The 19,729-nt window shown below is 45.8% G+C and carries 22 protein-coding genes and 1 tRNA gene; 13 read left to right on the top strand and 10 right to left on the bottom strand.

Features of this window, described 5'->3' with window-relative positions:
• Nucleotides 1-11: 11 nt before the first annotated feature.
• From lpdA to SynBIOSE41_RS04050, 3 genes are read right to left on the bottom strand one after another with little or no spacing between them, the layout of a single operon-like run.
• Complete coding sequence (gene lpdA / locus SynBIOSE41_RS04060) at nt 12-1,460, bottom strand: dihydrolipoyl dehydrogenase (protein WP_186539708.1); 1,449 nt, start codon at nt 1,458-1,460, stop codon at nt 12-14.
• A complete protein-coding gene (locus tag SynBIOSE41_RS04055; RefSeq protein ID WP_186539707.1) occupies nt 1,457-2,332 on the bottom strand; it encodes an RNA methyltransferase in 876 nt (291 codons plus the stop codon). Before SynBIOSE41_RS04055 ends, lpdA begins: the two co-directional genes overlap by 4 nt.
• A 1-nt stretch (nt 2,333) precedes the next feature.
• Nucleotides 2,334-2,582 (bottom strand): hypothetical protein, encoded by a 249-nt coding sequence (locus SynBIOSE41_RS04050; RefSeq protein WP_186539706.1) that lies wholly within the window; start codon nt 2,580-2,582, stop codon nt 2,334-2,336.
• Nucleotides 2,583-3,402: 820 nt separating this feature from the next.
• On the opposite strand from SynBIOSE41_RS04050, the gene SynBIOSE41_RS04045 reads away from it, so the two are divergent.
• On the top strand, nt 3,403-3,783 hold the full coding sequence (locus SynBIOSE41_RS04045; RefSeq protein WP_186539705.1) for a Nif11-like leader peptide family natural product precursor: 381 nt from the start codon (nt 3,403-3,405) through the stop codon (nt 3,781-3,783).
• A 222-nt stretch (nt 3,784-4,005) separates the two neighbouring features.
• Here the strand turns inward: SynBIOSE41_RS04045 and SynBIOSE41_RS04040 are convergent, their stop codons facing one another.
• Nucleotides 4,006-4,281, bottom strand: a complete 276-nt coding sequence (locus tag SynBIOSE41_RS04040; RefSeq protein ID WP_186539704.1) for a Nif11-like leader peptide family RiPP precursor — start codon at nt 4,279-4,281, stop codon at nt 4,006-4,008.
• 369 nt (nt 4,282-4,650) lie between these two features.
• On the opposite strand from SynBIOSE41_RS04040, the gene SynBIOSE41_RS04035 reads away from it, so the two are divergent.
• On the top strand, nt 4,651-5,322 hold the full coding sequence (locus SynBIOSE41_RS04035; protein WP_186539703.1) for a hypothetical protein: 672 nt from the start codon (nt 4,651-4,653) through the stop codon (nt 5,320-5,322).
• A 163-nt stretch (nt 5,323-5,485) separates the two neighbouring features.
• Here the strand turns inward: SynBIOSE41_RS04035 and SynBIOSE41_RS04030 are convergent, their stop codons facing one another.
• Nucleotides 5,486-6,340 carry a hypothetical protein gene (locus tag SynBIOSE41_RS04030; protein WP_186539702.1) on the bottom strand — a complete coding sequence of 285 codons (855 nt, stop codon included), beginning with the start codon at nt 6,338-6,340 and terminating at the stop codon, nt 5,486-5,488.
• Nucleotides 6,341-6,646: 306 nt separating this feature from the next.
• On the opposite strand from SynBIOSE41_RS04030, the gene SynBIOSE41_RS04025 reads away from it, so the two are divergent.
• Entirely contained in the window at nt 6,647-6,940 is a 294-nt protein-coding gene (locus tag SynBIOSE41_RS04025) for a Nif11-like leader peptide family RiPP precursor (protein ID WP_186539701.1), read from the top strand.
• Between the two features lie 313 nt (nt 6,941-7,253).
• Nucleotides 7,254-7,961 (top strand): TIGR02466 family protein, encoded by a 708-nt coding sequence (locus SynBIOSE41_RS04020; protein WP_186539700.1) that lies wholly within the window; start codon nt 7,254-7,256, stop codon nt 7,959-7,961.
• Between the two features lie 20 nt (nt 7,962-7,981).
• Here the strand turns inward: SynBIOSE41_RS04020 and SynBIOSE41_RS04015 are convergent, their stop codons facing one another.
• Genes SynBIOSE41_RS04015 through SynBIOSE41_RS04000 form a run of 4 tightly spaced genes read right to left on the bottom strand, consistent with a single transcriptional unit; the run spans nt 7,982 to nt 12,121 of the window.
• On the bottom strand, nt 7,982-9,367 hold the full coding sequence (locus SynBIOSE41_RS04015; RefSeq protein ID WP_186539699.1) for an NAD(P)/FAD-dependent oxidoreductase: 1,386 nt from the start codon (nt 9,365-9,367) through the stop codon (nt 7,982-7,984).
• Nucleotides 9,337-10,989 (bottom strand): thiamine pyrophosphate-dependent enzyme, encoded by a 1,653-nt coding sequence (locus SynBIOSE41_RS04010; RefSeq protein ID WP_255475935.1) that lies wholly within the window; start codon nt 10,987-10,989, stop codon nt 9,337-9,339. The genes SynBIOSE41_RS04015 and SynBIOSE41_RS04010 overlap by 31 nt, the downstream gene beginning before the upstream one ends.
• Nucleotides 10,989-11,639, bottom strand: a complete 651-nt coding sequence (locus SynBIOSE41_RS04005; protein ID WP_186539697.1) for an aspartyl/asparaginyl beta-hydroxylase domain-containing protein — start codon at nt 11,637-11,639, stop codon at nt 10,989-10,991. Before SynBIOSE41_RS04005 ends, SynBIOSE41_RS04010 begins: the two co-directional genes overlap by 1 nt.
• Complete coding sequence (locus SynBIOSE41_RS04000) at nt 11,636-12,121, bottom strand: hypothetical protein (RefSeq protein ID WP_186539696.1); 486 nt, start codon at nt 12,119-12,121, stop codon at nt 11,636-11,638. The genes SynBIOSE41_RS04005 and SynBIOSE41_RS04000 overlap by 4 nt, the downstream gene beginning before the upstream one ends.
• 238 nt (nt 12,122-12,359) lie before the next feature.
• Here SynBIOSE41_RS04000 and SynBIOSE41_RS03995 point away from each other — a divergent pair, with 238 nt between their 5' ends.
• The 8 genes from SynBIOSE41_RS03995 (at nt 12,360) to SynBIOSE41_RS03965 (ending at nt 17,893) form a co-directional block, all read left to right on the top strand.
• The gene (locus tag SynBIOSE41_RS03995) at nt 12,360-13,706 is read left to right on the top strand and encodes an O-acetylhomoserine aminocarboxypropyltransferase/cysteine synthase family protein (protein ID WP_186539695.1); all 1,347 of its coding nucleotides are present in this window, start codon (nt 12,360-12,362) and stop codon (nt 13,704-13,706) included.
• Between the two features lie 243 nt (nt 13,707-13,949).
• Nucleotides 13,950-14,072: a hypothetical protein gene (locus tag SynBIOSE41_RS17955; RefSeq protein ID WP_255475934.1), complete on the top strand. Its 123-nt coding sequence runs from the start codon at nt 13,950-13,952 to the stop codon at nt 14,070-14,072.
• Between the two features lie 14 nt (nt 14,073-14,086).
• Complete coding sequence (locus tag SynBIOSE41_RS03990) at nt 14,087-14,278, top strand: hypothetical protein (protein ID WP_186539694.1); 192 nt, start codon at nt 14,087-14,089, stop codon at nt 14,276-14,278.
• A 550-nt stretch (nt 14,279-14,828) separates the two neighbouring features.
• Nucleotides 14,829-15,080 (top strand): hypothetical protein, encoded by a 252-nt coding sequence (locus tag SynBIOSE41_RS03985; protein WP_186539693.1) that lies wholly within the window; start codon nt 14,829-14,831, stop codon nt 15,078-15,080.
• Nucleotides 15,081-15,281: 201 nt separating this feature from the next.
• Nucleotides 15,282-15,713 (top strand): hypothetical protein, encoded by a 432-nt coding sequence (locus tag SynBIOSE41_RS03980; RefSeq protein WP_186539692.1) that lies wholly within the window; start codon nt 15,282-15,284, stop codon nt 15,711-15,713.
• Between the two features lie 542 nt (nt 15,714-16,255).
• Nucleotides 16,256-16,504, top strand: coding sequence for a Nif11-like leader peptide family natural product precursor (locus SynBIOSE41_RS03975; protein WP_186539691.1), 249 nt, complete (start codon nt 16,256-16,258; stop codon nt 16,502-16,504).
• A 187-nt stretch (nt 16,505-16,691) separates the two neighbouring features.
• Complete coding sequence (locus SynBIOSE41_RS03970; protein WP_255475933.1) at nt 16,692-16,955, top strand: Nif11-like leader peptide family natural product precursor; 264 nt, start codon at nt 16,692-16,694, stop codon at nt 16,953-16,955.
• A 737-nt stretch (nt 16,956-17,692) separates the two neighbouring features.
• Complete coding sequence (locus SynBIOSE41_RS03965) at nt 17,693-17,893, top strand: hypothetical protein (RefSeq protein WP_186539690.1); 201 nt, start codon at nt 17,693-17,695, stop codon at nt 17,891-17,893.
• A gap of 298 nt (nt 17,894-18,191) precedes the next feature.
• Here the strand turns inward: SynBIOSE41_RS03965 and SynBIOSE41_RS03960 are convergent.
• Nucleotides 18,192-18,275 (bottom strand) — tRNA-Leu (locus SynBIOSE41_RS03960).
• A gap of 144 nt (nt 18,276-18,419) precedes the next feature.
• Between SynBIOSE41_RS03960 and murA the strand changes: the two genes are divergently transcribed.
• Nucleotides 18,420-19,718: a UDP-N-acetylglucosamine 1-carboxyvinyltransferase gene (gene murA, locus SynBIOSE41_RS03955; RefSeq protein WP_186539689.1), complete on the top strand. Its 1,299-nt coding sequence runs from the start codon at nt 18,420-18,422 to the stop codon at nt 19,716-19,718.
• The last annotated feature ends 11 nt before the right edge of the window (nt 19,719-19,729 follow it).

Genomic DNA, 19,729 nt, shown 5'->3' with positions numbered 1-19,729 from the left:
GTGGGAGGTGATCAGGCAGCGGCGGCAAGGGAAGCTGCAGCCTGCTTGTAGGCCACTTCAACCACTTCGCTGAGGGTGGGATGGGTATGCACTTCGGTGGCCAGCTGGCGCACGCTCTGACGACGGGCCACCGCATTGGAGACCTCCTGAATGAGGTCGGCGGCGTGCAATCCATAGATGTGGGCACCAAGAACCTCACCCGTGACCTTGTTGAAGAGCAATTTCATCAGGCCGTCACTTTCCAGTTCGGCCAGAGCCTTGGAATTGGCCTTGAAGTAGCTGCGCACCACCCCGAGCTCGAAGCCCTGATCAGCTGACTGCTGCTTGGCATCGGCTTCGCTCAGCCCCACAGAGCTAATTTCGGGGTGCGTGAAGGTGGCTGCAGGGATACTGCGGTAGTCGATCTCACGGGTGTGGCCGAGGATGTTGTCCACAGCAACCGTGCCCTGAGCAGCGGCGGTATGGGCCAGCATCAGCTTGCCGGTCACATCCCCCACGGCCCAGAGATGAGGTACGGGCTGACCACCGGCCAGAACACGCATGCCATCGTCGATGGGCACAAATCCCCGGTTGGTTTCAATACCCAGTGCCTCCAGATTGAGTCCTTTGCTGCTGGGCACCCTGCCGGTCGCCACCAGCACAGCATCGACCTCCAGAGTCTCAACGGGTTCACGGGTCTGCATATCGACCAGCTCGATCAGAGCGGGGGAACCGGGCTTGATCGACTTGGCCAGCACGCCTGAACGGGCGTCGATGTCGCGGCCATCAATCAGCTTGCGCGCAGCAAGCTTGGCGATGTCTGGATCGAAGGTGGGCATCACCCGGTCCAGGGCCTCGATCATGGTCACCTCGCATCCGAGCGCGGTGTAGACGTCGGCGAACTCCAGGCCGATGTAACCACTGCCAATGATGGCGATCCAGCGAGGAAGCCATTCCAGGTTCACGGCCTCATCACTGGTGAACACACTGCGTCCATCCGTCTCGATACCTGGCGGGACGAAGGGATCGGAACCTGTTGCCAGGATGACATCACGAGCCGAGAGAGTCCTGTCGACACCACTGATCTCACGGACTCCGACCCGCTGTGGAGCCTCCAGACGCCCCTGTCCTCGAATGATCGTGACACCAGCTCTCTCCAGCGTCTTGGTGAGGTTGCTGCGGATCGTGGCCACCAGTTCATTGGCATGGTCTGCGATCTTCTGCCGCTCGAAACGCACGGGTGCCGCGTGGATGCCAAAGCTGGAAAGGTGCTGCGCGTCAGCCAGCTCTCGTACCCGACCTGAGGCGGCCAGGAGCGCTTTAGAGGGCACACAACCGCGATTGACGCAGGTGCCGCCCATATCACGGGATTCGATGATCGCCACCTTCAGTCCGTGATCGGCGGCATGTTTGGCAGCATCGAAACCGCCATAACCGGCACCGATCACGATTACATCGAAGTCGAAACTGGCGTCGCTCACCCGGACAGCTGCATGGAGGCCGTCATTGTCGCCCGTCGGCGTTCCAAAAGGAGAGGAACAGCTGCTGAGGCGACATTGAGAGACTCAACCTGACTGCTGTGGGGAAGCGTGACCCCATGGCTGCAGCAGGCCTGCAGCGCTGGATGAAGACCTGCGGCCTCATTGCCGAGCACCAACACGGTGGGATGGCACCAGTCCAGCTCCCAGTAAGGAATCACCGGCATCCCCACCACGGAATCCGGAACCAGAGCCGCCACCACCTGAAGGCCACGATCCCGGGCTGCAAGGAGCTGCTCGGCCAACTGTTCCACTCCAGCTCCATCGGTTGGTCCCAACCGTCTGAGCGGCAGTCGCAGCACTGCTCCAACGGCGGAACGCACCACCTTCGGAGCCAAGGGGTCAGCTCCCGCAGCAAGCCAGACCTCCTCCACGTCGGCTGCCAGTGCCGTGCGCAGCAAGGTGCCCACATTGCCTGGATCCTGCACGCGATCAAGCGCCAAAACAAACGATGGAGCTTCAGCAGACAGCGGCAACTGGTCGATCGGCCAGAGGCAGGCCACCCCATCGGGGTTAACGGTGGAGAGGGCTGCCCGGAGTGCTTCATCGGCCATCGGCTGCAGCTCGATGTGATCCGCCAGCCGATCCATCAGATCTGTATGTGAGTCCAGCCATGCCGGCGTTGCGATCACCTTGACGGGCTTTGTAAGCCTTCTCGAGAGAGACAACAGCTCCTGCAGCTGATGGGTGCCCTCAAGCAGAAGATGACCATCCTGCTGGCGCCCTGAGGACGTCGCCAGAGAGCGGAGACGCCGAACAAGAGGATTGCGGCGACTGGTGATCGGATCAACACCGGATCCCGAAACCTGATTCACCTCAGAAGCTGGTGTGCTTTCTGACCTTCAGCCCATCGTGAAGGCTGAGTTCACTTCCATCGAGATCGACACCATTGACGGACGCAATCTCTCCCTTGATTCCCTCAGCTGCGAGATTTTCCACCAGCTTCTTGATGACCTGGTCTTCAACAGCTGCCTGATCGACCTTATCGGGAGTCAGAGCTTCCAAAAACTTTCCAACCTTGGACGCCACAACCTCTGATGAGTTGGAGATCTTCAGAACAATCATGGGCAGTGGGTGAGGCCTTCTGAGCTCAAGATAGTTCGGATGGAGAAGGTTGAACGGCGGCCATGCTGGAGGGCAAAGCTCGCTGAACAGAGGCGTCAACGCAATAAAGAGCCAACTTGAGCCGGACAAGACGTGGTCGCGACATGGAAGGACAACCAAATAAACCCGTGGATGCAAAGACTCCAACACGGAAGCTGAAACACGCAGCGTTGAAGCCCACTGATTCCACATTGCCTCTGTGAAGGCCAAGGAAACAGTGAATCAACCACCCTTATCGAACCTTGCCGCAAGGAGCGACAAGCGAGGGCCCTTCATCATCCAAACCAAAGGCAACCTTTGGTGATCAAACGGAAGAAATCAGGAGCTTGTTGCAATCCATCTCGTCAAGGAGACTTCAGCTCAAAACGCTGACGCTGCAGACATCTGAAGAACTTCAGACAGCTGTTTGGGAATTTCAAGCAAAAAAAATCATGCTGCAGCGATTCAGAACTGGATCAAGCAAAAACCGGCGAATCAAACTTGAAAGAATGACTCTCTGACTACAGGAGTAAGCAAAGCTCAAAGCAGAGCCCATCACAAAAGCACTCGTGTTCGGTGGTGGCCAGTGCAATAACAAAGGGGCCGACACATGTCGAAGCTCACAGCTGGCAAGCAACACACGACCGTAGAGGGTGTGCCATGACAAAGAACATTGAAACCTTAAGAATCAAAGCTTGTTCCAGCGGGAACCAGAAACTGCAAATCGGCCAGGGATTCGTGCAATCGATGATTCATCGCTCCGTTCAATTCAATTAGTTCAAAAGGCATAGGATTAGCATCTGTGTTCACTTCACATTCGAAGCAATACGATTTCAGCAGTGGAATTGAACAAAGATTTTCCAGTCGACATGCGACCATATTTAGCACCCTGCCCTGGAATAAGAATACCGCTGACAATGACCAGAGTTTCCATAGTGACAAGCATCTGATATTCATTGAACAACTGACTGCTTTCCTCGCCAAGGCGAAGGGCAATACAACCCTTCAGGAGAAGCCCAATTCAGCCCAATCACCTGAGGAAGTGGTATCGATCACCAAAGACAGTGGCCACAAGCGCACTGCTTACAAGCTCAATAAACTCAATAGCGGGGAGCTTGAGCACATTTCCGGGGGTGACAAGCAGAGAAACACATTCCATCCACAGGCGTGGCTTGATTCATAGGCGTAGGCAATGCTTAGACATCGTTGCCTCAGAGCACAAATTAAATCATTCCCACCCAATCCCAGCAATCGAATCTTCAAACAGACGACATAACTTACTTTAAAAGATCAATACTTATAGTGTTTAAAAATAAAGTCAGAACAATAGATATTGGAGTACAACGCCAAACTATACGAGCAAGCTGTCAAGATTTAAAACTACTTTAAATGAAAATCATTTCGATCAGAACAAGAAAGCTGTTACATTTACAGTGAGATCTTTGCCGCCTGCCTTAACCACACATGAACCACCCTTTCCTCCTGCTACTGCTTGAAGTTCTTCCTCAGACAGCTCAGTCATCCTTGATTTGAATGCTGTTACAAGATCTTCTTGACTGTTTTCTATGCCTGCGTCTGCAGCGATTTTTACGGCCTCCTCGGCGGTAGTGGTTGTTGTAATGGCAGCCCTTAGTTCAGGATTAGTCGCAATAGCATTCAAGAGATCTTCAGCCTTGGACATAGTATTCAAAAAAACTTGAGATTAAACGATTCAACGCAATAAACCAAAAATCATAGGAAGCTATAAGTATTACGCCTGTACTATGTAGCATTTCCCCTAAAAGTCAAGTAGTAAAATTAGCGATCGAGAAAGCAATTGTCATGGCCGATACTCATGATTGAATCTCAATACTATGACAAATTCAGATTACATCTCAGAGCGAGTAACAGCGGGTCTTGAAAATTTACTCTTAAATTAAATGGTTAAAACATTCAATCTCGATTATTCTGAAGGGGCCATACGCACTGCGCCTTCCAATTGCAGGCTATGCCAATGATGTTGAAAACAAATAGAACGTCTCAAGCATCAGAAACCCATGACCCATGACCCATGAAAGAGCTTGAGACGAAAATCATTCAGAAATTACATCAACACTCAGCATCTGAAGCCACTTTGCATGTACCTGAAGACATTAGACGAATAACACTGAGAAGATTTGAAGATTTCGAACAGCTAGCTCTCCGTGAAAAATATCCAAATATTTATCTCGAGTCCACACCAGCGGGAAAAAAAATCAATCATGGCACGCAAATACAAGGCCTGTTCCCAGAATTAGAACAACTCGTCGAGACTGAACCTATGGAAAAGATTGCAATGGAGCTCTTTAGACCAAAAAGTATAAGCAAAGACCAAGAAATTTTTGTCAGGAATCCAGGCGGAAGTTCAATCATACCGCATCAAGATTATATCTATGAAAGAAAACACAAAAACCATCGAACGCTATCACTCAATATTAAATTAAACCCTATAAACTATCGAGAAGGGCACATGAGCTACCATAGTGTAAAACAAGGGACTAAGCTCAGACATATATTTGATGCAAGCAAATGGGAGTGGAAGCTATTCTCTCTTAATGCACAACACAAACGCATGCATGAATTAGAAGACTCCGCAATTCATGCAATTTGGCACACATCTTACAGTGCACACAAGGCAAGGATACCAGTCAAAGGAGATAAAAGAGGTGTATTTATTCGATATATTGTGAATTGCTATGATTGAAGCAACTAATGCCTGAGATTGCACTAAAGACTGAAGTAGCGTTGAATCAGCTGACAATGTAAATACTGATCAAAGAAGAAGATGTCAAAGAAAAAGAAAGGCCGTGAAATGAGCTCCTGCGCAAGTGAGTCGCTATCAACGAAAAATTGCTAATGCGATTCGCTTATAACGAAAGTGAATAGCTCAGATAGCTCGTTTCCAAGCGAAGCATTGGCCGAAGCCATTGATGCAACTTGGGCATGGTTTTATTGGTATTAAGATAAGAAAATTTAAATTCATACTGCTCGGGTGGGGCTAAAAAAGGAAAAAAACGTATAAAACTCCTGTAAAACATTGCATACGATACAGCAACAGAAACAGCAGAAGGATCAAACCAAACAGTTTCGATAGCCAAAGATTTGGAATTCAATGTATCGGCAACAAACCAAGAGATTGCAGTGTCTCCTCTGAAAACTGCAACACTATATCTTGAATGATGACTGGATAACAAGGATGGGTGAAAAGGGGCTGCCCAGGATGGTGAAGTAGTCTCCTGAAGAGAAAAAATCTGTTGAGATGTGAGTTGATCAAAGTTGATAAATTTCAGACCTTCACGATCGACCATATAACGATAGACACGTCCGATCCTCAAGAGCTGTGAATACCAATACTGGACGGATGAAAATGGATCAAAGCTACAATAAACCGAAGACGAATCAGGGACCCATCCGTTTGCTTCTAAATGGAAAATAATTCCCGGAAAAAGATTATTACGCTCGAACATATTCAAATTGATAGCGTCGAAGTGTAAATCTGAAAAAAAGGATGGCAAGTTCGTAAGCATATTCGCAATATCTTGAATCATTGATTGATCGGGACTGCGATGAAGTGTCGCAAGATGCTGAATTTCAATCTTATGATTTTCACCATTGCAAAGAACACGATGACCGATATAGCCACAAGGCAGAAATCCGGAAAAGATAATAAAAAAGAAATAATCTGAGGATTTCGGACAGGCAAAAGCTTTAACATCAGCCAAAGAATGCTGGAATGGAGCTGGTATCATCTGACAATAGTCAGTATCAGGCAGTGAATGAACGGGCTTTAGAACTAACATTGACTATCTTGTGAGGGCAGAAGCGAATCGTTATTGCTGGTGAACACATGTATAAATTTATTTTAGATCAAATCACTGAATTGTCTAATAGATTGTTATTGACTTAAAAAGCAGATGATTTGCTGAAAGGCCGTTGCAAAAGATCCGTTGACGAAGAAAATAAAAAAAATGCAAGATTTTCCCAACTCTTACACTTGAACATGTAGAATACATAATAAATTTTCAATCATGCCTGCAATTAATGATCTTATTGCTTCACTTCAGAATGATACAAAGCTGCAGCAGGCTTTAATGAACGCCACTGATCCTTCGGTAGCTGAGAAAATCGCTAATGATGCAGGGTTTCAAGTGAGTGCTCAGGAAATCCTCGACGCCTACCAAGCCAATCTAAGTGAGCTAACAGAAGAAGAATTACAGGCTTGCACAGGAGGCAAACTCAATTTGAATACACCTGTAGCGCCCCACTCAACACCGACACAGCCAACATCACCGGTTCAGGAACCACCCTTTATACCCGAATGAATAATAGTCAGATCAAGAAAATTAAAGAATCATCTTTGATCAGAAATTGATGGTGAATCAATCCATGTTTTTAAGAATGTGCACATATTTATGATAGTTGGGAAAACCAGATCTGATTGAATTGAGCCCATTGTATAATCATGCATTGAGCTTTTTTTTGATACAATTTTCTGAAGGCGCTATATTTGCCCACAGAAAAGACTGTGCTGGTGATCTCATGCAGAGGTGAAAAAATAGACCTCGCGGTTCAACAGATAATTTTAAAAGATAAGCGTTCATGCCTAGAATACGAATCAGCAATAGTCTTCAACGGATGCGACTAGAACTTAAGTGTTTTGAAGATCAAGAGATCTGTGCTGAAACGTGCTTCAAAACTCCACCCATTTTGAAAATTCAGTTGGCACCTGAACAGCAGCAACTAACAGAGTTGCAGGATTGCTTTTTAGAGCTATATGATCAATGTAAGCAGAAGAATCAAAACCAGTCTGGCGCATATACAGGTGATGTAAATTACAATTCAGACTGGTTTCAGAATAAAAAATTAAGCTGGCTGAATCGATCAGTTGAAAAATACATCAAAAAATATGTTGAAGATTATTTTTTGTGTGGATCAGACCTGAAATTATTGTACCAAAAGGCTTGGCCAGTCGTCATGGAAAATGGACATTCGATTATGGCGCATAAACACAATAATGCCCATCTATCAGCAGTTTTTTATGTGCACTGCCCAAACGAATGTAAAGGCGGAGATATATTATTTTCAAACGAGTGTAATTGGTTCCCTTCAATGAGCCCTGGAATACAGTCCAAAAAATTATTCACAGTTGGGATTCGTCCGAAGACAAAATTGCTTCTTATCTTCCCATCATCATTCACTCACGCGGTAACAAGATACGAGTCAAAGGATCCACGATATTCAATCTCGTATGACATTTTCATAACCGCCTCGAAAAGATTGAAAAACAATCTTCACGAGAATATTGCTTCAGATCCCAGCAATTGGAGGGAGTTTCAAGGGTAATTATATCCAAAAAGATTCTTCTAGTTGATCAACTCAACAACATTATTAACCGAAGCTATGGCCCCCTCTATCCATCCATGCTGGCAGGAAAACGCTTCACCAACCAACCAACATGATGTGTTGGGCGGATTAAGTGATTGAAGCACACTATTAGGATTGTACGCTTTACGCCAGTAATGTGCTGCAATCCCAGATTGATGCTGGGCCCAGTCATATCGAACCAATTCCCGAGGTTGAGGAATTACACTTTTGGTCATCATGTTGAGATCAGAAGATATTCGAGCCCATTCAACCTCGGATGACAATTCAGCGTTCTTTGAATGATTCAGTGATTGATTACGATACTCAGCAAGAATCATCAATGAACGATCAATTTCTGGCTTTTGACAAGGCTGCCAATGACCCTGCCTGATCGAGAGGTTAGTGCGAAAGAAACCAGAGGAAGTCTGTTGGGTATTAAGGCCTTCTAGAAACGGAAGCAGTGCATATGTTTTGACTGAACTATAATGACCAATAGCTTCAATGCATACTAATTGTTTACTGTTAAGAAATGGCTTCCGTTTATGAATTTCTAATAGTGCAACAGGGGGGATCGCGAGAATTAAGGTTTTAGATTTATATGTCTGGCCAAGATTAGTCGATAACACATAAGTCGAATCAGAGTACTCAATCTTTTCAATTGTATCAGAATTGAGCAGATTGCCTGCTCGCGCCAAAAAGTTAGTCAACAGAGTTGAGACCAATCTCTGCATACCACCTTTAATATGATAAAAAGATGAGTGGTATTCATCATGATTCGACGAATGGAGAAGACAAGACAATGCACTAACATCAGGAATTTTGAGATAGTCATATCCCAGCAAATCCCAAAAAAGAGCTTGATCTTGTGAATCAATAACGATTTCAACCCATTCTTTAAAACTAAGCTTTGAAAAAATGACTCCCAAAGACGAAAGCTTAGAGAACATTTTTTGATAAAGAGCCTGAATCGAGGTCAGATTGTCATTTCCCGTACTGCAAAACCTTGTTAACGATTGGGAAATAATATCTGTATATAATTTGTTTGTATGAATCAGAGCAGATTGATTGAACAAGTAAGTGTTGCAGGGGGAGATACCACCGATAAAAGGGTCAAGTTCAAGTCCTAGTCGATGACATAAAGCCAGCGTCAGACGATTAGCTTCGGGAATACGCATGGCACCAAGTTCTAATTGATAGCCATATTTGCTCTCATAGGTAAGAATTCGACCTCCTAACTGACGTTCACGATTTAATAAAGCGAGTGATTTACAAGGATATTTAGTTATAAGTTGTTCTGCTATTAAGGTTCCGGATATACCACCTCCGACAATTAAAATATCAAAGACATGTTCCATTACAAGGAAGCCCGTCGCAATGTGTCCCAAGTCATCAAATTTTTGAGTTGTTGTGGGACAGATTGAGGGGAAATTTCAATCGATAGAAGAGCCTGAGAGGTGTCCGTCTCAGCAAAATGTTGAAACACATTGTTCAATGATTCTGCGATTTTGACTGTCGCTGTGTAGCCAAAACCAATCGACTTTGCATACAAGCACCAATCGATATCAAAGCCGCGATTGAAGCTACCAGTAGTCTTTAAGTTCTCTGTTAAATATCCGTGATTATCTAGAATAATAATCTTAACTGGTATTGATTCGCGAACAAACATAAGCATATCTTGCATAGCCATAACCGCTGAACCATCACCGCAGACGATCCAAAGATCCTGCTTTGGAAATATTTTTGCTGCTGCAAGTCCCGCTGAGAAGGAAAATCCCATATTGGCCCATACATGATTGGAGAGAAAAATATCTTCGCCTCTTGCGATCCAATTAAACAAAGGGAGGCAACCAATACCAACATCAGCGACCAACACCATTGGTTTTTTTTGGCGATTCAAAAGATTAACAAGCTGGTCATATCGGTTAGAATCATTGGGACAATTACTATTTAAAGATAATACAGGTATTTTTTCAAGCTTATCGATCGTAGAACGTTGAAATAGTTTGGATAGCCAATCTACTGGACGCAAAGTCTCTTTCTCCAATACAAGCCCCCCGGATTCACTTATTAGAACAACTTTTTTTTGCTTTTGGATTAACTCATCTCGGAGTCCACGATAGATCGATTTGGCATATGGTTGCCAAAATGAGGCCGGAAACTCATGGTCTTCAACCTCAACCAACAAAAAGGTTGAAGTACTATAAAATACTGACAAAATATCATTATTACTATAATCACCTTGAAAAACGCCAATACATCGAGGGTCGTCCTCATCAAGACAACCTTTAGCGCTAGGAAGTAAAAGATAATTTTGTTCAATCGAGTCTTTCAGAGTATGGCCTCTTAAACGTGATCGATGCCGATTAATCCCATTTCCGAAGATCAGGATCAAATCTGAGCAATTAATTAAAAGTTCATCAAGTTTCTGATTAGCAGATTCAGCAGCTGAAGAAGCAGATAACGGAACAATTTCTCCAAGCGCTGTTTCTGCATCCCAGCGGAAATTGAGCAGGTCACTTCTTGTAAAGTTAAGGACAACGGGTTGTTGAGAGCGTTGAGGAGACGTAAAAGCTTGAAAAAATGATTGATCGCTTGAAAGATGATGTGCTGAGATACAGTCCAAGCCGATGCTATGCATCATGACACCCAAACGTGAAGGTTGTGGGTGACAATTCAACAATGATCTGTTTTCTAGAGCCAGATCCTGGCTTATGACAACAACAAGAAGCGGGCTATAACGCAAACGAGCTGCGATCAGACCGTTGATCAATTTTGAAACTGAATATCCATCGGTGGCAATTAAAAGAGAAAACCCGGTAAGGTGTGCTTCGATATCTGCAGCAACGACCATTCCCTCCTCATTAGCTACGCTCACAATTTCAATGCCTAATTCTTCAATGGCACCAAGTAGAGGTAATGACAAATCAGCGGGAAGTGTATACACGCGACGACAGCCGATCGTCGACATACATCGTGCGAGCAACTCACTTGTACTTAGCGAACTCATCACTCCATTGACATCGCGATATCAAGCACCAGATTAATTCTATCGGTCGTACTATTATTTCCTGAACCATGAGGAGTACGAACATCGAACGCGAGGCAATCACCTTGCTGACTCAGTTGACGCCGCTCATTGCCAACCTCAATCCAGGCTTGGCCTCCATCCAGAGAATTCAAAAGGAAATGAAATATCCTACGATTTTGTGAATGCTTATGAACTGCAATCTCTGCGTCAGGCGGCTGTTTAAAAATTGCTGAAAATTGAAGGTTAGGAATATGGTTAAGCATTTGTAGAGTGTTTGGTAAATAGCGAGAAGCGAGAGCTTCTGTTTGAGGTAAATCTGACTTAAACAGCGGAAGAGTCTGCCACTCTCCAGATTTTCGAGAATCGTATCCTATTTGTTCACTATGGAAACCACCATCACGAATCCAATTCTCAACGCAATTAGAAATTTCAGGTAAATTAAGTTCTTTTGAAATCCAGTTTCTAGGACCGAAACCAAGTGTTTGTGCTGTCATTTGATGAGACTGTGTCATTGCCCATAATTCGTTTCGAACTATAGACAACTGGCTTTGAACTTCATCAACAAAATCCCATGAAGAGGGATCAACCCACCCACTGCCTAATGAAACAGTATTGTTAGACCGAATCATAATCGTTTTTCAGTTTTAAGTTGAGGAGTGGAATCAACTTGATCAGCATTCATCATCAATGCCTTATACAGATCTTCGTATTTTTCCTGTTTCTTAAATTGCAAACTAAGCATATAACGCTCAGCCCCTCTATTGATGACCATGTGGTCAACTGACGTGTTAAAGAGATAAAACGTGTTTGGCTTATAAAATAATTCAACAATTGAATGCTTAGAACCATCAATTTGTCTTCCAAATAAACATGTGCTGTCAGCGTGGTTATTTAATAACATATTAACCGTTGCAAGACGGTGCTCATCAACATGCCAATTGTATGTTGTCATTGGTGGCATAGAAACAACAGCAATTCGATCGATTTTTATGACTCTATTGACCTTTTTAAAAACAGGAACGCGGTCGATCAACGAGTTATTAAGCAACATAACCTTGAAATCAAAGTGATTAAACCATTGGCTGGCATCGTTAATTTGTTGTTCAGGCACCAAATCCTGAATGTTACCATCATAGGTGCCAATTGAGCTATAACACGCACTAGGAAACAACAGTCTCATCTAGCCAGTCATCAGAAAAGCCGTAGATCTCTACTTTAATTAGCCCTCTACAATAAAACCACGATTATTTCGCTTGCATATCAGAGCGCAGTTAAAACATTATAAAGATTAACGGCATACAAGAGTTATTCATATTGATATTGCTATGTTAAAAAAAAGTATGAATTTTGTGGTTGATTTCAATACTAAGGCCTTGCATTGGGGTTACATCCCAGGGCAGCACCAAAAATGTCTTTCGCCTCCTATCTACCAAAATACAGCCTTTGAATTCTCAAGCATCGAAGAAGCTGAGGCACTAAACACAGGTAAATTATTTGGGCACATATACACACGAATCAGTAATCCTACTAATGAAATTCTTGAAAGCAGGGTCTCGGCCCTGGAGGGCGGAATATCTTCAATTGCCTGCGCTTCAGGCCACGCAGCACAATTTTTGGTGATCAGTACGCTTCTGCAGGCTGGAGATCACATCATCAGCTCGCCTTATTTGTATGGAGGCACTTACCACCAGTTTAAAGAACAACTTCCCAGACTCGGGATCAAGGTAGATTTTGCTGATCCAAATAATCCCAGCCAAGTTGCCTCCAAGATAAACAATAAAACAAAGTTGATCTATGCTGAATCACTTGGCAACCCTGAGTTGAATCCGGTGAATATTGAAGCCTTGGCAACTGTAGCTCATGCAAATAAACTTCCTCTTGTTATCGATAATACGCTTGGATGCTGCGGCTATCTAATCAAGCCAATTCGTATGGGTGCTGACATTGTAATTTCGAGTCTCACAAAATGGGCTGGTGGACATGGCAATGCAGTTGGAGGAATAATCACGGACTCCGGTAATTTTGAATGGGGCAATGGAACATTCCCCCAATTCAAGGAGGCGAATAGCGCGTATAAGGGGCTCAGCTTCTGGGATGAATACGGTTTTGGCGGACCTGGATGCCAACGCAATCGAATACCATTCTATAAAAATATTGCCTTTTCAACGCGGCTAAGACTTGAGCATCTAAGAGACTGGGGTCCATGTATTTCACCTTTCAATAGCTACTTGATTCTTCAAGGTATCGAGACACTCGGATTACGCGTGGAACGAGCTTGCCATAATGCACTAGCGATTGCAAAAGTACTATGCAATCACGAATCTACTCAAAACACTCGTTATCCAGGGCTTGAAAATGATAAGTATCATTCCATAGCAAATCAGATAATGACAAATGGATATGGAACAATCATCACATTTGAATTAAAGGATGGCTATGACGCTGCAGCGATGCTTGTGAATAGCTTACTGATCTTTAAGCATGCAGCAAACATTGGTGATTCGAAATCACTGGTTCTGCATCCAGCCTCGACAACACATTCACAATTAAGTGAAAAAGAGCAATTGGATTCCGGTGTGACTCCCTCAATGATTCGTCTGTCCATTGGGATTGAAGGAGAAAGAGATCTCATTGAAGACCTTGAACAAGGTTTAAATAAAGTCCGCCACACGTATAGCAACAGATCCTCTGGTTAGCCTTAAAGGATCAGGCTACAGCGTTGAAAGCATTACAATGTCATTTAGCCAATCAACACTTTTCTCGTCAGAAACAAAGTTAATCCCGACCTTAAAGCAAAACATCAAGCAACTCCAACAGGTATAACTACCCGCTTAGATAATATGGCTATAAAGATTCAACAGTCTGTCAAACAAAAGCGCTAGTCAATGAAGTACAAGCACTTTGTTGAAGGTGTAGAGGCAGACTCAATCAACGATGTCATGTGGGAAGAGCACATGGAATCTCCTGATGAGTTTGGCCTTGATGGTCAGGAGCGTCACTTCGCTCAACTCCTCTATGACAATGGCTATGGAGATGACAGCGAAGAGTCCAATTTCTTTTAAAACCTTATCTACCCATGAATAACATCCAAGAAAAACTTGACCAAGCTATGACCTCATTTCAAAAGAATGCTGAGGTCTACGAACAACTTGGCAAACAACTACTCGTTCAACAGGGGGCAATTCACGCTCTGGAACAACTGTTGAAAGATGAGACTTCCGAAGCAGATGCAGAAGCCACTGATAGTCCTGCACCCGCTTCTGATTAATTAAAACCTTTTGGGGACCCTCCCTCTTAGCATCCTTTGGTGGGAATGCTTGAACTGATCAAGGGAATCATTTGTTTATAGTGAACAGTCGAGCTGATTCTGTCGAAAAACAGCACGTAAAAACAAATAGAGGCAGTACCTAACGATGCTGTCTCACTCAAAGGCTGACCAGAAGTTGGGAATAACAAGCGAGAGAAGGGTGGACTCAAGCTTATTATTTGAAGGTGCGATACCTTCTCAGCCTATTTTTTATATCGAAATCAATGAACGTACACCGATCCTTTATTACGTCTCAAGCCGATGCCTACCACGATAAATTTGTCAATGCACTTCAGGGACTAAGAAGCGAAACTGGTATTGCTAGAGAGTTTCTATTTCAAGACCTCTCTGAATCAATCAAAATGGCCAATCTGCTCAAGGATAATTATCCTGAGTATCTAACTGGACAAGCTGAAGTCAAAGTCAAACATATCACTGCCAGATCAATTCAACAGTGGATGGCTTTCCTCAAGATCGATAACTCTAAAAACAACCTCATTAAAGCTTACTAATGTCTCACAACTACGATCAAATCCTTGATGGTATCGAAGATCAAATTAATGATCTGAAAACTACTAAGGCTCAATACGAACTACAGATGGCTGCAATCCAAGCAGCACTAGATGAGATCCCTGGTCAAATTGCTGACCTCGAAGCACTCAAGGCCAATACTCATTCCCTTGCTTCTAATGCAGTTGATTTGAATATCAATTTGAGTGTCAACGGTTCTGCCATTCGTAGCCATTCAACTGCTGTGAACTAATGGCTGCTCAGTATCTCAAGCGATTAGAGCTTTATGAGGTTGATGAAGAGAACTACCAAACCCAATACCTAAAGCGTGTTGACATTGTCGAAGTAGTTGATGAAGACGGGAACCTATTCCCAGGCCCTTCCCCTGACCCTGAATAAGCGTTGCCGAAGGCTGCGCCTCCGGTACACTTGTTGCAGTTCTGTGTCACTCCTAGTGCCAAGCTCCAAGCAACGTGTTCAAGTACTGCTTGCTGGTGATGTCCTGGAGCTGGTGAAACAGATCTCAGAAGAAACAGGACTCTCCTACTCCCGTGTCAGCTCAATGCTTGTCCATGACGGACTTAGAGCTAGGGGTTACCTGGAGCACAAAGGCATACGTGAGAAGCACCCTATCGGGACACTTCAAGACAAAACCGAAATGGAAAGACGCTGGGATGCTGAACGCCTTGAACAGGCCAAGGAAAAAGCCTTTTCTCAACTCAGTGAAGACGGTAAGGATGAAGCAGTTCGCCAGTGGACAGACCAAAATCCTCACCAAGTAGATCAAACAATTCAGGACCAAATGAATGGATTAGATCCTGGCGATCTGGAACTACTGAAGAAACTTAGGAAGCTCAAGGCTCTTGAGGAAGCTGGGATTATCTAGATCCAGACAAGTCTGATTGATAAATACGGACCACTTGAAAAGCAAATAATTCTAATGTCTAATTTAAATGTATTCCCATATTTGTGGACCACGAAAAGGTGGTCTTAATACATATGCCGACAACACCCCTCGCTTCCCTATTCGTGATCGAGAGAAGGTCCTGATCGGTGAGAGAATCCCTGAATTTGAAGCACTGAAGCTACTGGCTGATCGGAGTAATAAATCATCCCATTTTAAAGGATGTACAGAGTGCTTGAACCTACGCTGAAAACTCTCAAATAGGCCGTTTAAATCGCCTCAGACCCCTCTCTGAGGTTATTTTTACTGGGATCTCAAGGCCTACCATACTGATATACCTAACGCTCCAGGATCCTTCTCTAATTGTCGTTAACACTCCAATTATCAAAGGATCCAATGCTGATTGTTGACTCATCAATAGGTGACTCATATAAGGTCTATATTTATATGCTGAACTGTACGTGGATCTTGAATACGACAAGTCTCTGAAGCTTGTCTAGAATGGGACATCTGAATCATTCCTATTGTCAGAAGAGCAACTCAAGGCCTTCATCGCTAAGGCCAATGCTGACCAGTCCATTCAGGACAAACTAAAGGCAGCAAAGACTCCTGAAGATGTTGTGAGCATCGCTAAAGAACACGGCCACGAATTCACTCCTGATAAGTTCGCTGAACTCAGTGAAGAGGAACTCGAAGGCGTGGCTGGCGGCGGCCTCGCCAATTGTGGGCAGGAATTTGGAAGAGAGAAGAACTGGTCGCCACTGTCGTATTGAAGGATGAATCAAAGCCCCTGCAAACGCAGGGGCTTTTTATTGCTTCAATCACTCCAAAAAGACCAACAATCAGCCTTCAATAGGTGACGACTATCGTCGCCATAGCTGACACGATTGAGCGCTTTAAGCATCAGCTAAAGACACTGCAGCAGACCGTTGCTATGACTGCTGAACAGACCTGCCACTCATGTCAGAAGAGCAACTCAAAGCCTTCCTAGAAAAGGTCCAAGTCGACACCAGCCTTCAGGAGAGGCTCAAAGCAGCTGCTGATGCTGATGCTGTATCTGCGATTGCAAAAGAAGCAGGGTTTAGTATTTCTGCTGATGACTTGAAGAACGCTCAATCAGAACTTTCAGATGAGGAACTGGAAGGCGTGGCTGGTGGAGAGGTCGAAGTGGAGCCTTTACAACCCCCGTGGCTGGTGGGATCAACCCAAGGCAACTGCCTTTGATGATTTGCCTGAGGCGAAGTAGTGGAGCCTTAACCCCAACTGATTGAACGCTCAATGCAGCCTACGACGATTATCGCTCCTGAAACTGCTGATCGCTCCTGATGCAGCCTACTCATTTCTGAGTCTACTCATCAAAGCCCCTGCAACGGCAGGGGTTTTTTTATTGCTTCAATCACCCCAAAAAGACCATCAATCAGCCTTCAATACCTGGCACTAATTATTTGTCCGTTGTCATCGTTTAACCCGATAAAAAATGACAAAAATGTCTCAGGCCATGTCTCAATAACGCACCACCTGGCGCGACCCCCATGGCGGTGTAGCGCGTAGCAGGGTGGCTAAGCAAGACGCGGGGGAGAGGGATATTTATTTATTTTTTCCTTGAAGCATTATGCGGCAGCAGGTCGGGAATATAAAAAAGTTATTTTCGTTGGGGATTCCAACCTGGAAAATATAAACAACCTCCCACATTTAAGGCATGGGGGAGTATGGGGTGCAAGCCTAGTCATACCAGTGGATCTCAGTGTTAGCTCACTAGTCATGACAACTAGTTGCTCTGACTGGGCTGAGGGCTGAGGGCTAGACAGCAGGAATAAATACTTACCAGCTGCAGCCTGGCTCAGAATAATTTATGCACTAAGTATTTATACTCACCCCTATTTTTCACGTGTATCTGTTGCCTTGGGAGAGTGACAATGACGCCACAAAGGTCAAGCTGTAATGAGCCGCTTCAGACAGCAGTGCAAGCAAGCGTTGCGCTCATCCTTTCAGTGATTGCTTTTATCGCGTTGCCTCTAGCAGGTTTAGCGCGGAATAACAAAGGTGAGCAAGGAGAACTCCAAGAAGTTCGTCGTCAGGAATGCCTCACCTGGCAGAACGCTGACGAGAGCACGAAAACTCCAGCACAACAACAGTTGCAGGAAGAGTATTGCCGTCAGTAAAAAGTCGACACACCTGATCCCGCTCAGGCAATTCTCACCACCAGTGGCGACTGATACATGACTTATCAAGACTCAAGCAACGGCAAAGATTGATGAACTTTCAACTCTTCACCACTGTCACAAGACTGCTCACTAGTTCTCCTCACTGATACGACTAGCAGTCAATATCACTAACGATACGAAGTCTGATTAAGGGTTATAAATAGCAATGCACATTATCCTTCAATTGTCAACAGCTACACACTGTGTGTCGACAAGCTCAGCCTATTGAAGAACCCAGTGACATCAGTGTATTTGATGCGGATGGGGAGACTTGAACTCCCACGACATTGCTGCCACTAGTACCTGAAACTAGCGCGTCTACCAATTCCGCCACATCCGCTGGCGTATGTCGCAAAGCGACCCGAGAAACATACGACACCGGCAACCGGCCCTTCAGTCGACCGCCAAGACAGTTTGGGGGCCGGCCGTCTAGACGGTCTCAGTCATAGCCGTCAAAATAAGCATTCGGCAGGAAATAACAGGGATGACAGCCGCGGCGCCCGCGTCTCAAGACATTCTCAAGCCACATCTTGAGATCCAAGGCGGGAACAAACTTCACGGCGAGCTGCGTGTAAGCGGTGCCAAGAATTCCGCTCTGGTGTTGATGACAGCTGCCCTGCTGACGGAAGACACGCTCTCCCTCAGCAACGTGCCTCCGCTAACCGACATCGACGGAATGGAGAGCATCCTGGTCTCAATGGGAGTGAAGGTACGGCGCAGCAGCGAAACCATCCACCTTCAGGCTTCCGATCTCACCAGCGCCGAACCTCCCTATGAACTTGTCAACGGGCTGCGAGCCAGCTTTTTCGCGATTGGTTCAATCCTCGCTCGCATGGGCCACGCCAAAGTTCCCCTGCCAGGCGGATGTCGCATCGGCGCCCGACCTGTGGTCGAGCACATCCGCGGACTGAAAGCGCTCGGCGCTGTGGTGACCGTTGAGCATGGCGTGGTCTCTGCCACGGTCCCAGGCGAACGAAAACGTCTGAAGGGCGCCTCAATTGTTCTCGACTGCCCGAGCGTCGGCGCCACCGAAACCATTTTGATGGCGGCAAGCCTGGCGGAAGGCACCAGCGTGATCGAAAACGCAGCACAGGAGCCTGAGGTTCAAGACCTGGCCAACCTCCTGAATGCCATGGGAGCTCGCATCAGCGGAGCCGGCGGACCATCGATCACGGTTGAAGGGGTGGAACGGCTGCATGGTTGTGACTACACGGTGATCCCCGACAGGATCGAAGCAGGCACGTTCCTGCTCGCTGCCGCAATCACCCGCTCAACCCTGCGTGTGGCCCCGGTGGTTCCCGATCACCTCAGTTCCGTGCTCCAGAAACTGCGCGACTGTGGCTGCGCTCTCGAGATTGATGGTGATGGCATCGTGATCACACCGGGCTCCATCAAAGGTATCGACATCACCACACAGCCTTTCCCCGGGTTCCCAACCGATCTGCAGGCACCGTTCATGGCCTTGCTGGCGACAGCCCAAGGCACCAGCGTGATCACTGAAAAAATCTACGAAAACCGTATGCAGCACGTTGCGGAGCTGCAGCGCATGGGTGCAGCCATTCGAGTTCAGGGCAATGCGGCTGTCGTCGAAGGTGTTTCCTCCCTCAGCGCAGCGCCTGTCAACGGAACTGATCTGCGCGCCTCAGCCGCCATGGTGCTTGCAGGCCTGGTGGCACAGGGCAGAACGCAAGTGAGCGGCCTGAACCACCTCGATCGTGGCTACGCCGGAATTGAAGCGAAACTCACGGCCAGCGGTGCGAAGCTGGAACGTCACTGTCCCTGAGACACTCCTGC

The organism is Synechococcus sp. BIOS-E4-1, assembly GCF_014279995.1.
In the GTDB taxonomy this organism is placed as follows: Bacteria; Cyanobacteriota; Cyanobacteriia; order PCC-6307; family Cyanobiaceae; genus Synechococcus_C.
Note: the sequence above shows the minus strand (reverse complement) of the source record. Positions and strands in the feature narration are given on the sequence as shown.

Excerpts from the sequence above, each read along its gene's own strand:
- SynBIOSE41_RS04050 (WP_186539706.1), bottom strand. The coding sequence starts at position 2,582 with ATGATTGTTCTGAAGATCTCCAACTCATCAGAGGTTGTGGCGTCCAAG.
- SynBIOSE41_RS04040 (WP_186539704.1), bottom strand. The coding sequence starts at position 4,281 with ATGTCCAAGGCTGAAGATCTCTTGAATGCTATTGCGACTAATCCTGAA.
- SynBIOSE41_RS04035 (WP_186539703.1), top strand. The coding sequence starts at position 4,651 with ATGAAAGAGCTTGAGACGAAAATCATTCAGAAATTACATCAACACTCA.
- SynBIOSE41_RS04025 (WP_186539701.1), top strand. The coding sequence starts at position 6,647 with ATGCCTGCAATTAATGATCTTATTGCTTCACTTCAGAATGATACAAAG.
- SynBIOSE41_RS04020 (WP_186539700.1), top strand. The coding sequence starts at position 7,254 with ATGCGACTAGAACTTAAGTGTTTTGAAGATCAAGAGATCTGTGCTGAA.
- SynBIOSE41_RS04010 (WP_255475935.1), bottom strand. The coding sequence starts at position 10,989 with ATGAGTTCGCTAAGTACAAGTGAGTTGCTCGCACGATGTATGTCGACG.
- SynBIOSE41_RS04005 (WP_186539697.1), bottom strand. The coding sequence starts at position 11,639 with ATGATTCGGTCTAACAATACTGTTTCATTAGGCAGTGGGTGGGTTGAT.
- SynBIOSE41_RS17955 (WP_255475934.1), top strand. The coding sequence starts at position 13,950 with ATGTGGGAAGAGCACATGGAATCTCCTGATGAGTTTGGCCTTGATGGT.
- SynBIOSE41_RS03990 (WP_186539694.1), top strand. The coding sequence starts at position 14,087 with ATGAATAACATCCAAGAAAAACTTGACCAAGCTATGACCTCATTTCAA.
- SynBIOSE41_RS03985 (WP_186539693.1), top strand. The coding sequence starts at position 14,829 with ATGTCTCACAACTACGATCAAATCCTTGATGGTATCGAAGATCAAATT.
- SynBIOSE41_RS03970 (WP_255475933.1), top strand. The coding sequence starts at position 16,692 with ATGTCAGAAGAGCAACTCAAAGCCTTCCTAGAAAAGGTCCAAGTCGAC.
- murA (WP_186539689.1), top strand. The coding sequence starts at position 18,420 with ATGACAGCCGCGGCGCCCGCGTCTCAAGACATTCTCAAGCCACATCTT.